Annotated in this window: 16 protein-coding genes; 4 read left to right on the forward strand and 12 right to left on the reverse strand. The window is 68.3% G+C overall.

What is annotated here, in order from left to right; translation table 11 throughout:
• Positions 1-147: 147 nt before the first annotated feature.
• Positions 148-1,380 carry an MFS transporter gene (locus QTI68_RS38945; RefSeq protein WP_286529667.1) on the reverse strand — a complete coding sequence of 411 codons (1,233 nt, stop codon included), beginning with the start codon at positions 1,378-1,380 and terminating at the stop codon, positions 148-150.
• A gap of 114 nt (positions 1,381-1,494) precedes the next feature.
• On the opposite strand from QTI68_RS38945, the gene QTI68_RS38950 reads away from it, so the two are divergent.
• The gene (locus QTI68_RS38950) at positions 1,495-2,280 is read left to right on the forward strand and encodes an AraC family transcriptional regulator (protein ID WP_286529668.1); all 786 of its coding nucleotides are present in this window, start codon (positions 1,495-1,497) and stop codon (positions 2,278-2,280) included.
• A 13-nt stretch (positions 2,281-2,293) separates the two neighbouring features.
• On the opposite strand, the gene QTI68_RS38955 is transcribed toward QTI68_RS38950, so the two are convergent.
• The 4 genes from QTI68_RS38955 to QTI68_RS38970 form a co-directional block, all read right to left on the reverse strand.
• Positions 2,294-3,169, reverse strand: a complete 876-nt coding sequence (locus tag QTI68_RS38955; protein ID WP_503011808.1) for a carbohydrate ABC transporter permease — start codon at positions 3,167-3,169, stop codon at positions 2,294-2,296.
• Positions 3,166-4,062 (reverse strand): carbohydrate ABC transporter permease, encoded by an 897-nt coding sequence (locus QTI68_RS38960; protein ID WP_286529669.1) that lies wholly within the window; start codon positions 4,060-4,062, stop codon positions 3,166-3,168. The genes QTI68_RS38955 and QTI68_RS38960 overlap by 4 nt, the downstream gene beginning before the upstream one ends.
• Before the next feature lie 16 nt (positions 4,063-4,078).
• Positions 4,079-5,407 (reverse strand): ABC transporter substrate-binding protein, encoded by a 1,329-nt coding sequence (locus tag QTI68_RS38965; RefSeq protein ID WP_286529670.1) that lies wholly within the window; start codon positions 5,405-5,407, stop codon positions 4,079-4,081.
• 82 nt (positions 5,408-5,489) lie between these two features.
• Entirely contained in the window at positions 5,490-6,563 is a 1,074-nt protein-coding gene (locus tag QTI68_RS38970; RefSeq protein WP_286529671.1) for an ABC transporter ATP-binding protein, read from the reverse strand.
• Between the two features lie 172 nt (positions 6,564-6,735).
• On the opposite strand from QTI68_RS38970, the gene QTI68_RS38975 reads away from it, so the two are divergent.
• The 3 genes from QTI68_RS38975 to QTI68_RS38985 are packed head-to-tail and all read left to right on the forward strand — an operon-like array spanning position 6,736 to position 10,393.
• Positions 6,736-7,542: a FadR/GntR family transcriptional regulator gene (locus QTI68_RS38975; RefSeq protein ID WP_286529672.1), complete on the forward strand. Its 807-nt coding sequence runs from the start codon at positions 6,736-6,738 to the stop codon at positions 7,540-7,542.
• Between the two features lie 11 nt (positions 7,543-7,553).
• Positions 7,554-8,570 (forward strand): D-erythronate dehydrogenase, encoded by a 1,017-nt coding sequence (gene denD, locus QTI68_RS38980; RefSeq protein ID WP_286529673.1) that lies wholly within the window; start codon positions 7,554-7,556, stop codon positions 8,568-8,570.
• A complete protein-coding gene (locus QTI68_RS38985; protein WP_286529674.1) occupies positions 8,570-10,393 on the forward strand; it encodes an IlvD/Edd family dehydratase in 1,824 nt (607 codons plus the stop codon). The genes denD and QTI68_RS38985 overlap by 1 nt, the downstream gene beginning before the upstream one ends.
• 118 nt (positions 10,394-10,511) lie before the next feature.
• On the opposite strand, the gene QTI68_RS38990 is transcribed toward QTI68_RS38985, so the two are convergent.
• From QTI68_RS38990 to xdhC, 7 genes are all read right to left on the reverse strand, one after another.
• Positions 10,512-11,045, reverse strand: a complete 534-nt coding sequence (locus tag QTI68_RS38990; RefSeq protein WP_286529675.1) for a DUF4136 domain-containing protein — start codon at positions 11,043-11,045, stop codon at positions 10,512-10,514.
• A 40-nt stretch (positions 11,046-11,085) separates the two neighbouring features.
• On the reverse strand, positions 11,086-12,288 hold the full coding sequence (locus QTI68_RS38995) for a beta-ketoacyl-[acyl-carrier-protein] synthase family protein (RefSeq protein ID WP_286529676.1): 1,203 nt from the start codon (positions 12,286-12,288) through the stop codon (positions 11,086-11,088).
• Positions 12,285-12,524, reverse strand: coding sequence for an acyl carrier protein (locus QTI68_RS39000; protein ID WP_286529677.1), 240 nt, complete (start codon positions 12,522-12,524; stop codon positions 12,285-12,287). Before QTI68_RS39000 ends, QTI68_RS38995 begins: the two co-directional genes overlap by 4 nt.
• Positions 12,525-12,598: 74 nt before the next feature.
• On the reverse strand, positions 12,599-13,360 hold the full coding sequence (locus tag QTI68_RS39005; RefSeq protein ID WP_286529678.1) for a phosphatase PAP2 family protein: 762 nt from the start codon (positions 13,358-13,360) through the stop codon (positions 12,599-12,601).
• An 83-nt stretch (positions 13,361-13,443) separates the two neighbouring features.
• A complete protein-coding gene (locus QTI68_RS39010) occupies positions 13,444-14,778 on the reverse strand; it encodes a glycerate kinase type-2 family protein (RefSeq protein ID WP_286529679.1) in 1,335 nt (444 codons plus the stop codon).
• Between the two features lie 27 nt (positions 14,779-14,805).
• The gene (locus QTI68_RS39015) at positions 14,806-16,011 is read right to left on the reverse strand and encodes a urate hydroxylase PuuD (RefSeq protein ID WP_286529680.1); all 1,206 of its coding nucleotides are present in this window, start codon (positions 16,009-16,011) and stop codon (positions 14,806-14,808) included.
• Between the two features lie 211 nt (positions 16,012-16,222).
• Positions 16,223-17,035, reverse strand: a complete 813-nt coding sequence (gene xdhC, locus QTI68_RS39020) for a xanthine dehydrogenase accessory protein XdhC (RefSeq protein ID WP_286529681.1) — start codon at positions 17,033-17,035, stop codon at positions 16,223-16,225.
• Positions 17,036-17,042: the final 7 nt, after the last annotated feature.

Here is a 17,042-nt window from a genome sequence, read left to right on the forward strand (position 1 = left end):
TGTTTGAGCGAAGCGAGTTTGCGCGGACCCCGCGTACCGCGAGCAGCGCAGGGCAGCCGCGAAGCGGCCGGTGACGTCGGCCGGTCCAGGGCATACCGCCCGCCATCGCCGCCCCGGCAGCACCGGTATCCAGATCCCGAGCCAGACTCAAACAGCCCCCTTCCCACCCCGTTCGATATTCGGCAGCAGCACCGCCACAACCCCCAGCAGCGGCAGATAGGCAATCACCCGGTACACATAGTCGATGCTCGTGTGGTCCGCCAGCAGCCCGAGCAGCGCCGCGCCCAACCCGCCCATGCCGAAGGCGAAACCGAAGAACAGGCCCGACACCATGCCGACCTTGCCCGGGATCAGTTCCTGCGCATAGACCAGGATCGCCGAGAACGCCGACGAGAGGATCAGCCCGATCAGGATCGTCAGCGTCGTGGTCCAGAACAGGTCGGCATGCGGCAGCAGCAGCGCGAACGGCGCCACGCCGAGGATCGAGGCCCAGATCACCGGCTTGCGCCCGAAGCGGTCGCCGATCGGGCCACCGGCCAGCGTGCCCAGCGCCGAGGCGAAGAGAAAGACGAACAGGTGGTACTGCGAACTCTGCACCGAGAGCCCGAAGCGCTCGATCAGGTAGAAGGTGTAGAAGCTGCTGAGCCCGGCGATGTAGAAGTACTTCGAGAAGATCAGCAGCAACAGCACGCCGATCGCGCCCAGCACCTTGCCGCGCGGCAGCGGCGGGGCCACCGGCCGGCGTGCGGCGCGCGCGCTGGCGGCCGCGTGATGCGCACCGTACCAGCGGCTCACCTGCGTCAGCAGCACGATGCCCAGCAGCGCCGCCAGTCCGAACCAGGCCACGCTGCGCTGGCCGAAGGGAACGATCACCGCCGCCGCCACCAGCGGCCCGAGCGCGCTGCCGGTGTTGCCGCCGACCTGGAACAGCGACTGCGCCAGGCCATGCCGTCCGCCCGAGGCCATGCGCGCCACGCGCGAGGACTCCGGATGGAAGATCGACGAACCGGTGCCCACCAGCGCCGCCGCCAGCAGCAGCACCGCGAAGCTCGGCGCGAAGGCCAGCAGCACCAGTCCGGCCAGCGTGAAGCCCATGCCGACCGGCAGCGAATAGGGCATCGGCTTGCGGTCCGTGTAGAGCCCGACCAGCGGCTGGAACAGCGACGCGGTCAACTGGTAGGTCAGCGTGATCAGGCCGATCTGGCCGAAGCTCAGTTGGAAGTCGCCCTTGAGCACCGGGTACATCGCCAGGATCAGCGACTGCATCATGTCGTTGATCAGGTGCGAGGCGCTGATCGCGCCGAGCACGCCGAAGGCGACCCCGTTCGATGGCGATGGGCCGGAGGCGGCGGAAACGCGGGTGACGGCGGTCGAAGTCATGGGAAGAACGTGCGCGCAGGGCGCGGGGACAGGAACAGGGAACGGATCGTAGCGATACGATGAAGGCCTGTCGCACGCCGTTCGGTCGGCGATCTTCGCGAAAAAGACATCGCCATGCCTGCCCTTCCCCAGTCGCCGAATCCCGAATTCCTGTCCCAGGTCGACCGCAACCCGGCGCCCGTCAGTTGCAAGGCCGCCGACTACCCGGCCGGCCATCTGATCGCGCCGCATGCCCATGCCAAGAGCCAGTTGATCTACGCGGTGCACGGCGTCATGGTGGTGAGTGCCGGCGAGGGCCGCTGGATCGTGCCGCCGACCCGCGGCATCTGGATGCCGGCCGGCTGGCTGCACGCCATCCGCTGCATCGGCGAAGTGCGCATGCGCAGCATCTATGTTCGCCCGGAAGCGGCGCCGCACCTGCCCGACCAATCCCGCGCGGTCGGCATCTCTGCGCTGCTGCGCGAACTGATCCAGGCCGCCGTCGAAGTCCCGCCGGACTACGTCCCGAACTCGCGCGACGGCCGCCTGATGCGCCTGCTGCTCGACGAACTGCACGCGCTGCCGGTGCTGCCGCTGCACCTGCCGCAGCCGGTCGATCCACGTTTGAAGCAAATCTGCTCGCACCTGCTGGCCGCGCCGCACGATGGCGCGACTCTCGGCGACTGGGCCCGCCGCCTGGCGGTAGACGCCAAGACCCTGCAGCGCCTGTTCGCGCGCGAGACCGGCATGACCTTCGGCAAATGGCGCCAGCAGGCGCGGCTGCTGCACGGGCTCGAACGCCTCGCCACCGGCGACAAGGTGCTCGACGTCGCGCTGGCGCTGGGCTACGACAGCCCGAGCGCGTTCGCGACCATGTTCAGGCGCCAGTTCGGACTGCCGCCGAGCGAGTTTTTTCGCTGAGCCGCGAGGGCCCTCACTCCTTGACCGACCCGGTCAACCCCGACACGTAGTACTCGACGAAGAACGAGTAGATGAAGGCCACCGGCAGCGAGCCCAGCAGCGCGCCGGCCATCAAAGGCCCCCACTGGTAGACGTCGCCCTGCACCAGTTCCGTGACGACACCCACCGGCAGCGTCTTGATCTCCGACGACGAGACGAAAGTCAGCGCGTAGATGAACTCGTTCCACGACAGCGTGAAGGCGAAGATGCCGGCCGAGATCAGCCCCGGCACCGCCAGCGGCAGCACGATCTTGACCAGGATCTGCCAACGATTGGCACCGTCGATCAGCGCGCACTCCTCGAGCTCGGCCGGGATCGACCGGAAGTAGCCCATCAGGAGCCAGGTGCAGAACGGGATCAGGAAAGTCGGGTAGGTCAGGACCAGCGCCCAGCGGGTGTCGAACAGCCCGAGATTGAAGACCACGTTGGCCAGCGGAATGAACAGGATCGACGGCGGAACCAGGTAGGCCAGGAAGATCGCCAGCCCGGTCTGGCGCGCGCCCTTGAAGCGCAGCCGCTCGATCGCGTAGGCCGCCAGCACCGACACCACGAGAGAGCCGAAGGTCGACACCACCGACACCAGCACCGTGTTCCACAGCCATTGCGGATAGGCGGTCTCGAACAGCAGCTTGTGGAAGTGCGCGAGCGTCGGCGTGATGACCCAGAACGGATTGCCCTCGCGCGACAGCAATTCGACCTCGGGCTTCACCGCCGTGATCGCCATCCAGTAGAACGGAAACAGCAGCACGATCAGGAACACCACCAGCGGCAGGTACACCGTGACCGCCTTGCGCGGCACGGTATCGAGATAGCTCATCCCGACGACATCGATCTGGCCGGATTTGCTCATTTTTGCCAGGCCCTGCGTTGCAGTCCGAAGTAGCTGAACATGATGCAGCCCAGGAGGAAGGGCACCATCGCGATCGCAATCGCCGCGCCCTCGCCCAGCGCGCCGCCCGAGATCGCGCGCTGGAACGACAGCGTCGCCATCAGGTGCGTGGCGTTCAAGGGGCCGCCGCGCGTGATCACGTAGATCAGCTGGAAATCGGTGAAGGTGAACAGCACCGAGAAGGTCATCACCACCGCGATGATCGGCGTCAGCAGCGGCAGCGTGACGTGGCGGAACTGCTGCCACGGTGTTGCGCCGTCGATCGCCGAGGCTTCGTAGTACGAGGGCGAGATCGTCTGCAGCCCGGCCAGCAGCGTGATCGCCACGAAGGGCACGCCGCGCCACACATTGGCCGCAATCACCGCGAAGCGTGCATTCCACGGATCGCCGAGAAAGTCGATGTAGTGATCGATCAGACCGAGCTTCATGAGCCCCCAGCTGATGATCGAGAACTGCGAGTCGTAGATCCACCAGAAGGCGATCGCCGACAGCGCGGTCGGCACGATGTAGGGCAGCAGGATCACGGCCCGGAAAAAGGTCTTGAAGCGGATGTTCTTGTTCAGCAGCACCGCCAGCCAAAGACCGAGCAGGAACTTGAACACGCTCGCCACCACCGTGTAGAAGAGCGTGTTGAAGAGCGCCAGCCGAGTGACCGCGTCGCCCCACAGGAAGATGTAGTTCTCGAGCCCGATCCACTCGCCCGGCCGGCCCACCTTGGCGTCGGTGAAGCCGAGCCAGGTGCCCAGCCCGAGCGGATAGGTCAGGAACAGCAGCAGCAGCACCGCCGCCGGCAACATGAACATGAAGCCGAGGGCGTTGCGGCTGTTCTGGAACCTGGCCAGTCGCGTGGTCATGGGCAGCGGTTCTTCCTCAGACCTTGTAGTAGCGCTCGGCGCGCTTTTGCGCGCGCTCGGCCGCTTCCTTCGGCGTCTTCGACCCGCTGGCCGCCTCGGCCACCATGTTCGGGATGATGAAGTCCGCCGCCGCGCCGGCCGATGCGTAGCCCAGCTTGCCCTCGAAGCCGGCCGGCCGCAGGTTCTTGACCGAGTCGCGGTAGGGCGTGTTCTTCGGGTCGGAGGTCCAGATCGGATTGGCCTCGTAGGCCTTCAGCGGCTGCGCCACGTAGCCGCCGGCGCCCTGCAGCCAGTCGTCGAACTGCGGCCGCTCCATCATGAAGCGCAGGAACTCCTTCGAGGCCTGCGGGTACTTGGTGTACTTCATGATCATCTGGTTGAAGAACAGGTGCGACTCGGTCGGCACGCCCACCGGCCCGACCGGGAACACCGCATGGTTGATGTCCGACGCCATCTCCTTGACCTTCGGATCGGGCGAGTTCTTGGCCGCGTAGTAAATCGAGATGCCGTTGTTCGTGACGCTGATCTGGCCGTCGAGAAAGGCCTTGTTGTTGTTCGGATCGAGCCACGACAGGGTGCCCGGGATGAAGTTGGCGTAGAGCTCCTTGGCGTACTCCAGCGCCTTCAGCGTCTCGGGGCTGTCGAGGACCACCTTGTTGTTCTTGTCGACCAGCTTGCCGCCGAAAGACCAGATCAGCCAGTTGGTCCAGGTGCTGTCGCCGGTCGCGTTGCCCAGCGCCATGCCGCCCGGCGTGCCCTTCTCCTTCAGCGCCTTGTAGAGCTTGAGGAAGTCTTCGTTGTTGGTCGGGAACTTGTCGAAGCCGGCCGCCTTGACCATGCTCTCGCGGTAGACGATGAGCGAGCCCGAGGCCCCGAGCGGCAGCCCGATCCACTTCTTGCCGTCGGGCCGCATGAAGAGCTCGCCCGCGGGGTACCAGCCGCCGTATTTCTTGCCCAGGTATTCCGCCAGGTCGGTGACGTCGAGCAGCTTGTCCGGGTAGAGGTTGGCGTCGTCGTTGGTCGACAGGATGATGTCCGGCCCGGCGCCGGTGTTGGCCGCCACCGCCGCCTTGGGCCGCACGTCTTCCCAGCCCTCGTTGTCGACCCGCACCTCGATGCCGGTGGCCTCGCTGAAGCGCTTGACGTTCGCCATGTAGGCGTCGATGTCTCCCTGCACGAACCGGCTCCAGCGCAGCACCCGCAGCTTGGCGCCCTTCTCGGGCTTGAAGGCCAGGGTCTGCGCATTCGCGAGCGGCGAGAAGATCGCGGTGCCGACGCCGAGCGAGGCTGCGGCCGCGAGGCCGGCCGAACTCTTCAGAATCTTGCGGCGATTGAAATCACTCATTCATGTCTCCTGTTGTTGAACGGCCGAAAAAATCTCACTAGCAAAAACTGCTTCGCAGTTTCTGGGTCTGTCCCGCGAGGTCTCACGCGACCAGGCGTTGGCCATTGGCGGCATCGAAGAGGTGGGCCCGCTGAAGATCGGGCTGCAGGTGGATGATGGTGCCGGGCGCGAAATCGTGGCGCTCACGGAACACCGCCGACAGTTCCACGCCTTCATGGCGGCAGGCCACGAAGGTGTCCATGCCGGTCGGCTCCATCACCGCGACGCGCGCCGGGATGCCGCCGCCGTCGGCCAGGGTCAGGTGCTCGGGCCGGGTGCCGTAGATCACGGGCTGGCCGTCGACGCCGCCGGCGGCCAGCGGCGCGTCGAGCTGGGTGCCGTCGGCCAGCTCGACCCGGGCCGCACCGCCGCCGCGGCGCAGGGTGCCGGGCAGGAAGTTCATCGACGGCGAGCCGATGAAGCCGGCCACGAACTGGTTCGCCGGATGGTCGTAGAGCTCGAGCGGGCTGCCGGTCTGCTCGATCCGGCCGTCGCGCATCACGACGATCTTGTCGCCCATGGTCATGGCCTCGATCTGGTCGTGCGTGACGTAGATCGAGGTGGTCTTCAGGCGCTGGTGCAATTCCTTGATCTCGCTGCGCATCGCCACCCGCAGCTTGGCGTCGAGGTTGGACAGCGGCTCGTCGAACAGGAACACCTGCGGATCGCGCACGATGGCCCGTCCCATCGCGACCCGCTGCCGCTGCCCGCCCGAGAGCTGGCGCGGATAGCGCTCGAGCAGCGGCGCCAGCGCCAGGATCTCGGCCGCGCGCTTGACCTTGGCCTCGATGGTCGGCTTGTCCATCTTGGCGAGCGCCAGCGCGAAAGCCATGTTCTCGCGCACCGTCATGTGCGGATATAGCGCGTAGTTCTGGAACACCATCGCGATGTCGCGCTCCTTGGGCGGCAGGTCGTTGACCCGCTTGTCCCCGATGCGGATCTCGCCGCCGTTGATCTCCTCGAGCCCGGCGATCATGCGCAGCAAGGTCGACTTGCCGCAGCCGGACGGGCCGACCAGCACGGTGAACGAGCCGTCCTGGATGTCGATGTCCACGCCATGCAGGATGGCGACATCACCGAAGTTCTTCTTGACTGACTGGATCGTGACACTGGCCATGCACTGAAGTCCTGAAAGGTCGCGAGTCGACATCGGGCCATGGAGGACTCCACGCCGCAAGCGCGCAGTATTGGCATCGCGGACCGGCCGCGCATCAGGGCAAACCGTTAGGCATTAACCCGTGCAATATTTGTATGATGACCTGATAACCGCCTTTTCCTCATCCTCCGCCGTGCGGCTTTCCGCCTCTCCCCAACCCCAGCCGCTGGTCGTCGACCGGCTGTCGGACCGGTTGGCGGCGCTGCTGGGCGCGCAGATCGACAGCGGCGCGCTGAAGGCCGGCGACCGGCTGCCGACCGAGCAGCAGCTGGCCACCGCCCACGGCGTCTCTCGCACCGTGGTGCGCGAGGCGGTCCACCAGCTCAAGTCCAGGGCGCTGGTGCAGTCGCGCCAGGGCTCCGGCGTGTTCGTCGCGCCGCCGCCGGAGAACCAGGCACTGGCCTTCGACCCGGCCGTGCTGACCTCGGTGCAGGCCGTGGTGCACGTGGTCGAAGTGCGCCGCGTCCTCGAAGGCGAGATCGCCGCGCTGGCCGCCGAGCGCGCCACGCGCAGCCAGATCGCGGCACTGCGCCGCGCCCTCGCGGCCATCGACACCGCGGTGGCCGAGGGCCGCGACGGCGTGGCCGAAGACCTGGCCTTCCACCGCGTGATCGGCGAATCGACCGGCAATCCGCAGTTCCGGCTGCTGCTCGGCTTCCTCGAACAGTACCTGCGCGAAGGCATGCGCATCACGCGCGGCAACGAGGCCCGGCGGGCCGATTTCATGAACGCGGTCCAGAGCGAGCACCGCGCCATCTTCGAAGCCATCGCGGCCCACGATCCGGTGGCCGCCCGGCTGCATGCCAACGAACACCTGATCCGCGGCGAGCAGCGGCTGGTCGAAGGCGGCATCATCGATGGCCGGCGTCGCCAGGCCGCCGCCCGGGTCGCACGCGCCGCGCGCCCGGCGCCCGCACCCGATCGACAAGCAAAGCACTGAAGGAGACCGAAATGAAACTGATGATCACCGGCGGCGGGGGCTTCGTGGGGGCCCGGCTCGCCCGCGCCCTGCTCGCCCGCGGTACCCTGGACGGCCAGCGCATCGAGCGCATGGTCCTGACCGACATCGCGCCCCCGCCTGCCGACCTGCTTGCCGACGCCCGGGTCGAGGCCCGCACCGGCCCGCTGCTGACCCACACCGAGGCGCTGCGCGAGGAGCCCTTCGACGGCATCTTCCACCTGGCCTCGGCCGTGTCGGGCGAATGCGAGCTCGACTTCGACCTCGGCCTGCGCTCCAACCTCGACAGCACCCGGGCCCTGCTCGATGCGCTGCGGGCCCACGTCAACGGCGGCGGCAAGGTCGCGCGGCTGGTGTTCTCGAGTTCGGTGGCGGTGTTCGGGCCCGACCCGGCGGTGCCCCTGCCCAAGCTCGTGGCCGACGACACGCTGCCGGCGCCGCAGACCTCCTACGGCACCCAGAAGCTGATCTGCGAGCACCTCGTGGCCGACTACACCCGCAAGGGCTACGTCGACGGCCGCGCGGCGCGCCTCATGACCGTCACCGTGCGGCCCGGCCGGCCCAATGGCGCCGCCTCCTCCTTCTTCAGCGGCATCATCCGCGAGCCGCTGGCGGGGGTCGAATCGATCTGCCCGGTCTCACCCGAGGTGTCGCATCCCATGTCCTCGCCGACCCGCACCGTCGACGGCCTGATCGCGGTCTACGAAGCCACGCGCGAGGCCTTCTGCGGCCGCACGGCGCTCAACCTGCCGGCACTCAACGTGCGCGTGGCCGACATGCTCGACGCCCTCGAGGCGGTGGCCGGCCCGAAGGTGCGCGCGCTGGTGCGCTTCGAGCGCGACGAGCGCATCGCCGGCATCGTGGCCAACTGGCCGGGCGGCGCCAGCGCCGCACGGGCCGCGCGCCTGGGCCTGCTGCCGCACGAGAACTTTGCCGATATCGTCCGGCAGTACATCGACGACTGCGCGGCGCTGCCGAACGCAGACCAGACCTTGAAGGGAATGTCCTGATGAAAAGCCCCACGAAGAAAAAGAACCCGGCCACGAAGCCGAAGCCCCTCGCGCTGCGCTCGCAGGCCTGGTTCGACAACCCGGCCAACGCCGACATGACGGCGCTCTATCTCGAGCGCACCATGAACTTCGGGCTCGGCTTCGACGAGCTGCAGTCGGGCCGGCCGATCATCGGCATCGCCCAGACCGGCTCCGACATCGCGCCCTGCAACCGGCACCACCTCGTGCTGGCCGAACGCACCCGCGAAGGCATCCGCGACGCCGGCGGCATCGCCTTCGAGTTCCCGATCCACCCGATCCAGGAGACCTGCAAGCGGCCGACCGCGGCGCTCGACCGCAACCTGCAGTACCTGTCGCTGGTCGAGGTGCTCTACGGCTATCCGATCGACGGCGTGGTGCTCACCACCGGCTGCGACAAGACCACCCCCGCCCAGCTGATGGCGGCGGCCACGGTCGACATCCCGGCGATCGCGCTCAACTCGGGGCCGATGCTCAACGGCTGGTACAAGGGCGACCGCACCGGTTCGGGCACCATCGTCTGGCGCGCGCGCGAGATGATGGCGGCCGGCGAGATCGGCTACCAGGAATTCCTCAAGCTGGTGGCATCGTCGGCACCGTCGACCGGCCATTGCAACACCATGGGTACGGCGTCGACGATGAACTCGCTGGCCGAGGCGCTCGGCATGACGCTGCCGGGCAGCGCCGCGATTCCCGCGCCCTACCGCGACCGCCAGGAGATGGCCTACATGACCGGCAAGCGCATCGTCGAGATGGTGCGCGAGAACCTGAAGCCCTCCGACATCCTGACCCGCGAGGCCTTCGAGAACGCGATCGTGGTCAATTCCGCGCTCGGCGGCTCGACCAACGCGCCGGTGCACCTGATCGCGATCGCGCGCCACATCGGCGTCGAACTCACGCCCGACGACTGGGAGAAGATCGGCTACAAGATCCCGCTGATCGTCAACCTGCAGCCCGCCGGCGAGTACCTCGGCGAGGACTACTACCGCGCCGGCGGCGTGCCCGCGGTGGTCGCCGAGCTGATCGCCAAGGGCAAGATCAAGCCGGCCCTCACGGCCAACGGCAAGACGCTGATCGAGAACTGCGAGGGCAAGTTCACCAGCGACCGCGAGGTGATCTGGCCCTATGCCAAGCCGATGAAGAAGAACGCCGGCTTCCTGAACCTCAAGGGCAACCTGTTCGACTCGGCGATCATGAAGACCAGCGTGATCACGCCCGAGTTCCACGACCGCTACCTCGAGGACCCGAAGGACCCGATGGCCTTCGAGGGCACGGCCGTGGTCTTCGACGGCCCCGAGGACTACCACCACCGCATCGACGATCCGAAAATGAAGATCGGCCCGCACAGCGTGCTGTTCATGCGCGGCGTCGGCCCGGTCGGCTATCCCGGCGCGGCCGAGGTGGTCAACATGCGGGCGCCGTCCTACCTGATCAAGAAAGGCATCACCGCCCTGCCCTGCATCGGCGACGGCCGGCAGTCCGGCACATCCGGCTCGCCGTCGATCCTCAACGCCTCGCCCGAGGCCGCGACCGGCGGCGGACTGGCGCTGGTGCGCACCGGCGACCGCGTGCGCATCGACCTCAAGAAGCGCACCGCCAACATGCTGGTGTCCGACGAGGAACTCGACAAGCGGCGCGCCGAGCTGGCCGCCGCCGGCGGCTACCCCTTCCCGCCGAGCCAGACGCCCTGGCAGGAGATCCAGCGCGGCATCGTCGACGAGCTGTCGCAGGGCATGGTGCTGAAGCCGGCCGTGAAGTACCAGAAGATTCACGCCACCTTCGGCATCCCCAGAGACAACCACTAGCCATCCGGCGGTCGGGACTCAGGTCGAGAGCACCCGCGGAACCGGCTTTGCCGGGCCGCTGGGTGCGCCCCCTCGAGGGGAGGCGGCTACACGCAGTGAGCCGCATTCGGGGGTGGGCTTATTTCGGGGGGAATCCCGCGAACATCTTGTCTAGCGCGGCCTGCAGCAGCGCATTCATCTTCGCCGGGTCGTCGTGCAAGGTGCCGCTCGCGGTGGCGCGCCACGCCGAGCGCTTGCTCTGCGCATTGACCATCTCGACCACCAGCGTGCCGACTTCATAGGTGTCGGTGGGCGCTGCCGTGTTGGGCGCCGATGGCCCGAAGCCGCCCCAGCCCACGTAGCCCACGCGGGAGTAGTAGGCGCTCTGGCTTTCCTTCTCGGTCGACGACACGTGCGCCGACACATGGATGTCGCCATTCGGCGCCAGCTTCCAGCCCTTGGCCTGCAGCCTCGAATCGATGCCGTCGACGATGCGCTGCTGCATCAGCGGCGTTCCGCCGTCGGGCCGGGCCACCCAGCTGTAGGTGCGCACGCGCGAGAAATCGGCGCCCGGATCGACGTCGATCCTGACCGTCGGCCCGCCGACGCTGGCGCAGGCCGAGATCAGCAGCGGAAGGGCCAGTGCGGCCAGGGCAGCGAAGCGTCTGTTCATGTCGTCGAATCCCAAGCGATGTGAAAAAGCAGTTTAGCCCTCAGCCACGGCAGAACAGGAGCACCGAATTCGTGCCGCCGAAGGCGAATGAATTGCTGATGGCGGCGTGCAGGTCGGGCGCCGCCGTGTCGTCGGGCGCCACCAGGTTCAGGGCGCAGGCCGGATCGACCGCGGCGCCGTGCATGTTCGGCGGCAGCGCGCGCCGATGCAGCGCCAGTACCGTGGCCACGGCCTCCAGCGCGCCGGCGGCACCGAGCAGGTGCCCATGCAGCGCCTTGGTCGAACTCACGCGCAGGCGGTCGAGGTCGTCGCCCCAGACGTCGGCCAGGGCTTCACGCTCGACCACGTCGCCGATGCGGGTGGCGGTGCCATGGGCATTGCAGTAGCCGACGTCGCGGGGCTGCAGGCCGGCCAGGCGCAGTGCCTGGCGCAGCGCGCGCGCCTGGCCGGGGGCGTCCGGCTTGGTCAGGTGCGTGGCGTCGCAGCTGAGGCCCCAGCCCGCCAGCCGGGCATAACTCCGTGCGCCACGCCGCCGCGCCCGCTCGGCCGATTCGAGCACCAGGAAGGCGGCGCCCTCGCCGAGCGCGAAGCCGCTGCGGTCGCTGGCGAAGGGCCGCACCGCGCGCGCCTCTTCGCCGGGCTTGACGCTGGCCAGGGTCTGCATCGCCTGCCAGGCGAGCACGACGCCGGGCACGATCAGCGCCTCGCTGCCGCCGGCGATCGCGACGTCGACATCGCCGCGCTGCACCGCCTTGGCCGCCTCGGCGATCGCCACCGAGGACGAGGCGCAGGCCACCGAGTAGGTCAGCACCGGGCCCTGCGCGCCCTGGCGCATCGCCACGTGCGAGGCCGGCGCGTTGGGCATGAAGGCCGGGATGGTCAAGGGCGGCACGCGCCCGCCACCACGGTAGGCGGCCTCGAGCGCCGCAGCACCGCCCATGCCGCAGCCGGCGAACACGCCGATGCGCTCGGGATCGAGCGCGCCGACGGCGCCGGCATCCCGCATGGCCAGGTCGGCCGCGGCCACGGCGAGCTGGCTCACACGGTCGACGCCGGCGAGCTGCAGCTTGGTGAACCAGCGCGATTCGTCGAAGGCGGCCCGGGCCGCGACCGCAGGCTTGGGCAGTTCGGGAAAGACCGGTTGGAGCGCCGAATCGCCGCGCAGCAGGGCATCGAACAGGTTGCCGGGATCGTCGCCGTGGGGAGCCACGACCCCCAGGCCGGTGACGGCGACTGCGTTCACGCGGTCTGCTTCGCCCTGACCTCGTCGACCACTGCGGCCAGCCGGGCCAGCGTGTCGATGTTCGGGTCGTCGTCGGGCATCGTGATGCCGAAATGGTCCTCGATCGCGAACACGAACTCGACCAGCGCCAGCGAATCGAAACCCTTCTCGCGCATCGAGGCCTCCGGGTCCAGCGCGGACGCCTCGATGCCGTACTTCTCGTGGATCAGGTCCTGCAATTCCTTCAGCGAACTCATCGTGCGGTGTCCGTCGTCATTTCTGGCCGTCTCCCTGGCAGACGGCGATTGTTGTGGATGTCGGCCCACGAGTCTCAGCTCCTCCTGGCTCGGCCGCCGAACCGGCCCGCGGGCAGTGTCGCCTCATGATATCCGCTCCAAATGGCCGGAATCGCGGCTGGGCGCGGCCGCCAGCGCAGCGACGGCAGCACGAACACGATGCCGAGCACCGCCCCCGCGACCACGTCGAGCACCACATGCTGCTTGATCGCCACGGTCGACCAGGCGATGGCGGCGAACCACAGTCCGTTGGCCAACCGCAGGAGCATCGGCGCACTCGCCTGGCGCAGGATGTGCTCGATCCAGATGGCGGTGTAGATCGCGATGGCCACGTGCATCGACGGGCAGGCATTGCCGGCCGCGTCGACCCCCTGCAGGATCGCGAAGCCGGGGAAGTCGGTCGGCGGCAGCGTGATCGGCGGGATCTGCGTCGGCCAGAAGAAGAAGGCCGCGAGGCCGGTCAGGCACAGGGCTCCAACCCAGAGCCCATACACCACCAGTTCCCTGAACGTGAGCTGCAGGCCGGGCGCGACGCCCACGTAGAGCCAGAGCGAGAAATAGGCGACCAGCGCCTGCGGCTGGAACGGGATCAGCCGGTCGAGCGCGGTCAGCGGCATTACCGCGACCGGACTCGCGGGCTGGCGCAGCAGATGGAAGTAGCCGATGAAGAACAGCCAGGTGAAGGCCGTGGTGCCGATCACCTTCAGGGCGAAGTGGCGGCGGATCCGCAACCAGATCTCGACTTTCCAGCTCTCGAAGGGGCGGGGCGCCGGGCGCAGGTCGTGGGGTGGATTCATGAGGCTCGGCGTTGTCGCCGATTCTCTCATCAGCGACCGCGCCGAACGTGTCAGCCGCGGGCTACAGGGCGTGTGAACACGCCCTAAAGGATCAGCAGGGCCCGGAAATCGTTGACGTTGGTATGGGTCGGCCCGGTCACCAGCAGGTCCCCGATGGCGTCGAAGTAGCCGTAGGCGTCGTTGCGGTCGAGATGGTCGGCCAGCTTGACGCCCGCCGCCTCGGCCCGGCGCAGCGTGTCGGGCGTGACGATGGCGCCGGCGTTGTCCTCGACGCCGTCGATGCCGTCGGTGTCGGCGGCCAGCGCCCAGATGCCCTCGCGGCCGGCCAGCGCGCCCGCCAGACCCATGCAGAATTCGCCCGCCCGGCCTCCGCGGCCCTTGGCCTTCCCGGGTTGCCGCGGCCGGATCGTGACCGTGGTCTCGCCGCCCGACAGGATCACGCAGGGCTTGGCGAAGGGCGCGCCACGCAGCGACACCGACCGCGCCAGCGCGCCGTGCACCTTGCCGACCTCGCGCGATTCGCCTTCGATCTCGTCGCTCAGGACATGGGCCTCGATGCCGGCCGCGCGCGCTGCCGCCGCGGCCGCCTCGAGCGATTGCTGCGGGGCCGCGATCACGTGGATCAGGTGGCCGTCGAACACGGCATCGCCCGGCTTCGGGGTCTCGAGCGCACCGCTTTCGAGCCGGGCCCGCACCGCCGCAGGCACCTCGATCCGGTAGCGGTCGAGGATCGCCAGCGCATCGGCGCAGCGGCTCGCATCGGGCACGGTGGGGCCGCTGGCGATCACGGCCGGGTCGTCGCCCGGGACGTCGCTGATGGTCAGGGTCACGACCTTCGCCGGTGCGCAGGCGGCGGCGAGCCGGCCGCCCTTGATGCGCGAGAGGTGCTTGCGCACGCAGTTCATCTCGCCGATGTGGGCGCCCGACTCGAGCAGCTGGGTGTTGATGCGTTGCTTGTCGGCCAGCGTGAGCCCTTCGGCCGGCAGGGTCAGCAGTGAGGAGCCGCCGCCCGAGATCAGGCACAGCACCAGGTCGTCGGCCGTCAGCCCCTGGGTCAGCGCGAGGATGCGCTGGGCGGCGTCGAGCCCCGCCTGGTCGGGCACCGGGTGCGCGGCCTCGACCAGTTCGATGCGCGAGGCCAGCCCCGCGGGACGCGGCGGAATGTGGCCATAGCGCGTGACCACCAGGCCGGAAAGCGGAGCGTCCGCCGGCCAGAGCGCCTCGAGCGCCTGGGCCATCGAGCCGCCGGCCTTGCCGGCGCCGAGCACCAGCGTGCGGCCCTTGGGCGGTGCGGGCAGGTAGGCGCCCATGCTGGCCAGCGGCAGCGCCCGCTCGACCGCCACGCGGTAGAGATGCTCGAGGAATTCACGCGGGGCCGAATGCGCGTCGGGGATCGGCCGGGGGGTCGTCGGGGTCATGGTCTTGCTTGTCTCCTGCGCAAGATGCTACTTCGTGCTCGCACCGCCTTCGAACCACTTGCCTATCAGGGCCCGCTCGGCGTCGGTGATGCCGGTCGCGTTGTTCATCGGCATGATCTTGGTGACCACCACCTGCTGGTACACCGCCTGCGCATGCGCCGCGACCTGGTCGGCCGTGTCGAGGCGCACGTTCTTCATCTGCACCTGCGCGCCGTGGCACATGTAGCAGCGTTGCTCGAGCACTTTCTGCACATCGCCGAAGCTGACCTTCTGCACCGCCGCGCCGGGCGCCGTCGCCGCCGCCGGCTCGGGCTTCATCCAGATGATGGTCAGGCCCAGCACCGCGATGCCGAAGAGCGCGTAGGGGATCGGGTTGCCCGCGTTGCCGAGCTTGAAGCGGTGGCGCACCACGAAGAACTGCCGGATCGCCGCGCCGCCGAGCATGATCAGCAACAGCACGATCCAGTTGTATTTGTGCGTATAGGTGAAGCTGTAGTGATTGCTCAGCATCGCGAACAGCACCGGCAGCGTGAAGTAGGTGTTGTGCACGCTGCGCTGCTTGCCGCGCTGGCCGTGCACCGGATCCACCGGCTTGCCTTCGCGCAGCGCCTGCACGTTCTTGCGCTGGCCCGGGATGATCCAGAAGAACACGTTGCCGCTCATGGTGGTGGCCATCATCGCGCCGACCAGCAGGAAGGCCGCCCGGCCGGCGAACCACTGGCAGGCCAGCCAGGCCGCGAAGGCGATGAAGACCGCGACCAGCACGCCGACGATGGTGTCGCCGTTCTTGCGCCGGCCGAACAGCTGGCAGATGCTGTCGTAGACCATCCAGAAGACCACGAAGAAGGCCAGCGCGACGCCGATCGCGGCGCCGGGCTGCCAGTCCATCTTGGACTTGTCGATCAGGTAGGTACTGGCGTTCCACAGATAGGACATCGTGAACAGCGCAAAGCCCGTGAGCCAGGTCGAATAGCTCTCCCAGTACGACCAGTGCAGATGGTCGGGCAGGCGCTTGGGCGCCAGCGCGTACTTCTGCATGTTGTAGAAGCCGCCGCCGTGCACCGCCCACTGCTCGCCGCCGACGCCCTTGTCGAGCGATTCCTGGTCTTCGGGCTTCTCGAGGCTGTTGTCCAGCATCACGAAGTAGAAGGACGCGCCGATCCAGGCGACAGCCGTGATGACATGGACCCAGCGCAGGAGCAGGTTGGCCCAGTCGAGGTAGTAGCTTTCCATTTGCTCTCAACCTTGTCGGCGCATGGGGGCACCGAGGTGTTCCGACCTGCTCACCACTGCGGGCGCTGTAAGCAGAGAAAGTGCCGCGAACGCAGACCCGGGGTGGAATCTCGCTCCGCTGCGGCTTGTTGTGGACTGAAGTGTATACACTTTTAGGGGCTGGCTCGTGGATTTTGCATCGCTTGGCGTGCTGGAAAACCCTGAGCGCCCCTCATGCAGCCGGAAGCGACTGCAACAATTGTGCCGCCACCGCCACCGCGATCACCTCGGGCTCCTTCCCGGTGATGCCGGGCACGCCGATCGGGCAGGTCACGCGGTCCATCTCGCCGGCCGTGAAGCCGCGCGCCTCGAGCCGGTGCCTGAAGGTCGCCCACTTGGTCTTGCTGCCGATCAGGCCGATGTAGGGCAGGTCGTCGCGCTCGCGCAGCCGCTTGAGGCAGGCGATCACGATGTCCAGGTCTTCGGCGTGGCTGAAGCTCATGATCAGCACGCGCGATCCCGGCGCCAGCTGCGCCACCGCCTGCTGCACCGGATCGGAATGCTCGGTCTCGATCTGCGCCGGCAGTTCGGCCGGGAACACGCCGTCCCGGCTGTCGATCCAGCGCACCGCGAACGGCAGCGTCGCCAGCAGCCGCGCCAGCGCCGCGCCCACGTGGCCGCCGCCGAACAGCGCCACCGGCGCCAGCTGCGCCAGCAGTTCGGGCTGAAGCGAAGCCGCGTCGGCGGCATCGATCAGCTGGTAGGACAGGAACACCACGCCGCCGCAGCACTGGCCCAGGCTCGGGCCCAGCGGATAGCGCCGCACACCCTCGATCGGCGGGCCGCCGGCCAGCCAGGCGCGGGCCTCGTCGGTGGCCTGGAATTCGAGCTGCCCGCCGCCGATGGTGGCCGTCAGCCCGTCGGGCCAGACCGCCATCCAGGTGCCTGCCTCGCGGGGGGCGGAGCCCTGGGTCGAGGTGACGCGCACCAGCACGCCGCGCTGGCGCTGCAGGCGAAGCAGCAATTCGTCGACGGCGCCGGTCATGTGGGAT

Origin of the sequence: Variovorax sp. J31P207, from assembly GCF_030316965.1 — a bacterium.
In the GTDB taxonomy this organism is placed as follows: Bacteria; Pseudomonadota; Gammaproteobacteria; order Burkholderiales; family Burkholderiaceae_C; genus Variovorax; species Variovorax ginsengisoli_B.

What these genes read in the sequence shown, in the direction of transcription:
- QTI68_RS38955 (WP_503011808.1), bottom strand. Translation starts at nt 3,169, where the DNA reads ATGAGCAAATCCGGCCAGATCGATGTCGTCGGGATGAGCTATCTCGAT.
- QTI68_RS38990 (WP_286529675.1), bottom strand. Translation starts at nt 11,045, where the DNA reads ATGAACAGACGCTTCGCTGCCCTGGCCGCACTGGCCCTTCCGCTGCTG.
- QTI68_RS38960 (WP_286529669.1), bottom strand. Translation starts at nt 4,062, where the DNA reads ATGACCACGCGACTGGCCAGGTTCCAGAACAGCCGCAACGCCCTCGGC.
- xdhC (WP_286529681.1), bottom strand. Translation starts at nt 17,035, where the DNA reads ATGACCGGCGCCGTCGACGAATTGCTGCTTCGCCTGCAGCGCCAGCGC.
- QTI68_RS39000 (WP_286529677.1), bottom strand. Translation starts at nt 12,524, where the DNA reads ATGAGTTCGCTGAAGGAATTGCAGGACCTGATCCACGAGAAGTACGGC.
- QTI68_RS39015 (WP_286529680.1), bottom strand. Translation starts at nt 16,011, where the DNA reads ATGGAAAGCTACTACCTCGACTGGGCCAACCTGCTCCTGCGCTGGGTC.
- QTI68_RS39010 (WP_286529679.1), bottom strand. Translation starts at nt 14,778, where the DNA reads ATGACCCCGACGACCCCCCGGCCGATCCCCGACGCGCATTCGGCCCCG.
- QTI68_RS39005 (WP_286529678.1), bottom strand. Translation starts at nt 13,360, where the DNA reads ATGAATCCACCCCACGACCTGCGCCCGGCGCCCCGCCCCTTCGAGAGC.
- QTI68_RS38985 (WP_286529674.1), top strand. Translation starts at nt 8,570, where the DNA reads ATGAAAAGCCCCACGAAGAAAAAGAACCCGGCCACGAAGCCGAAGCCC.
- QTI68_RS38970 (WP_286529671.1), bottom strand. Translation starts at nt 6,563, where the DNA reads ATGGCCAGTGTCACGATCCAGTCAGTCAAGAAGAACTTCGGTGATGTC.
- denD (WP_286529673.1), top strand. Translation starts at nt 7,554, where the DNA reads ATGAAACTGATGATCACCGGCGGCGGGGGCTTCGTGGGGGCCCGGCTC.
- QTI68_RS38965 (WP_286529670.1), bottom strand. Translation starts at nt 5,407, where the DNA reads ATGAGTGATTTCAATCGCCGCAAGATTCTGAAGAGTTCGGCCGGCCTC.
- QTI68_RS38950 (WP_286529668.1), top strand. Translation starts at nt 1,495, where the DNA reads ATGCCTGCCCTTCCCCAGTCGCCGAATCCCGAATTCCTGTCCCAGGTC.
- QTI68_RS38945 (WP_286529667.1), bottom strand. Translation starts at nt 1,380, where the DNA reads ATGACTTCGACCGCCGTCACCCGCGTTTCCGCCGCCTCCGGCCCATCG.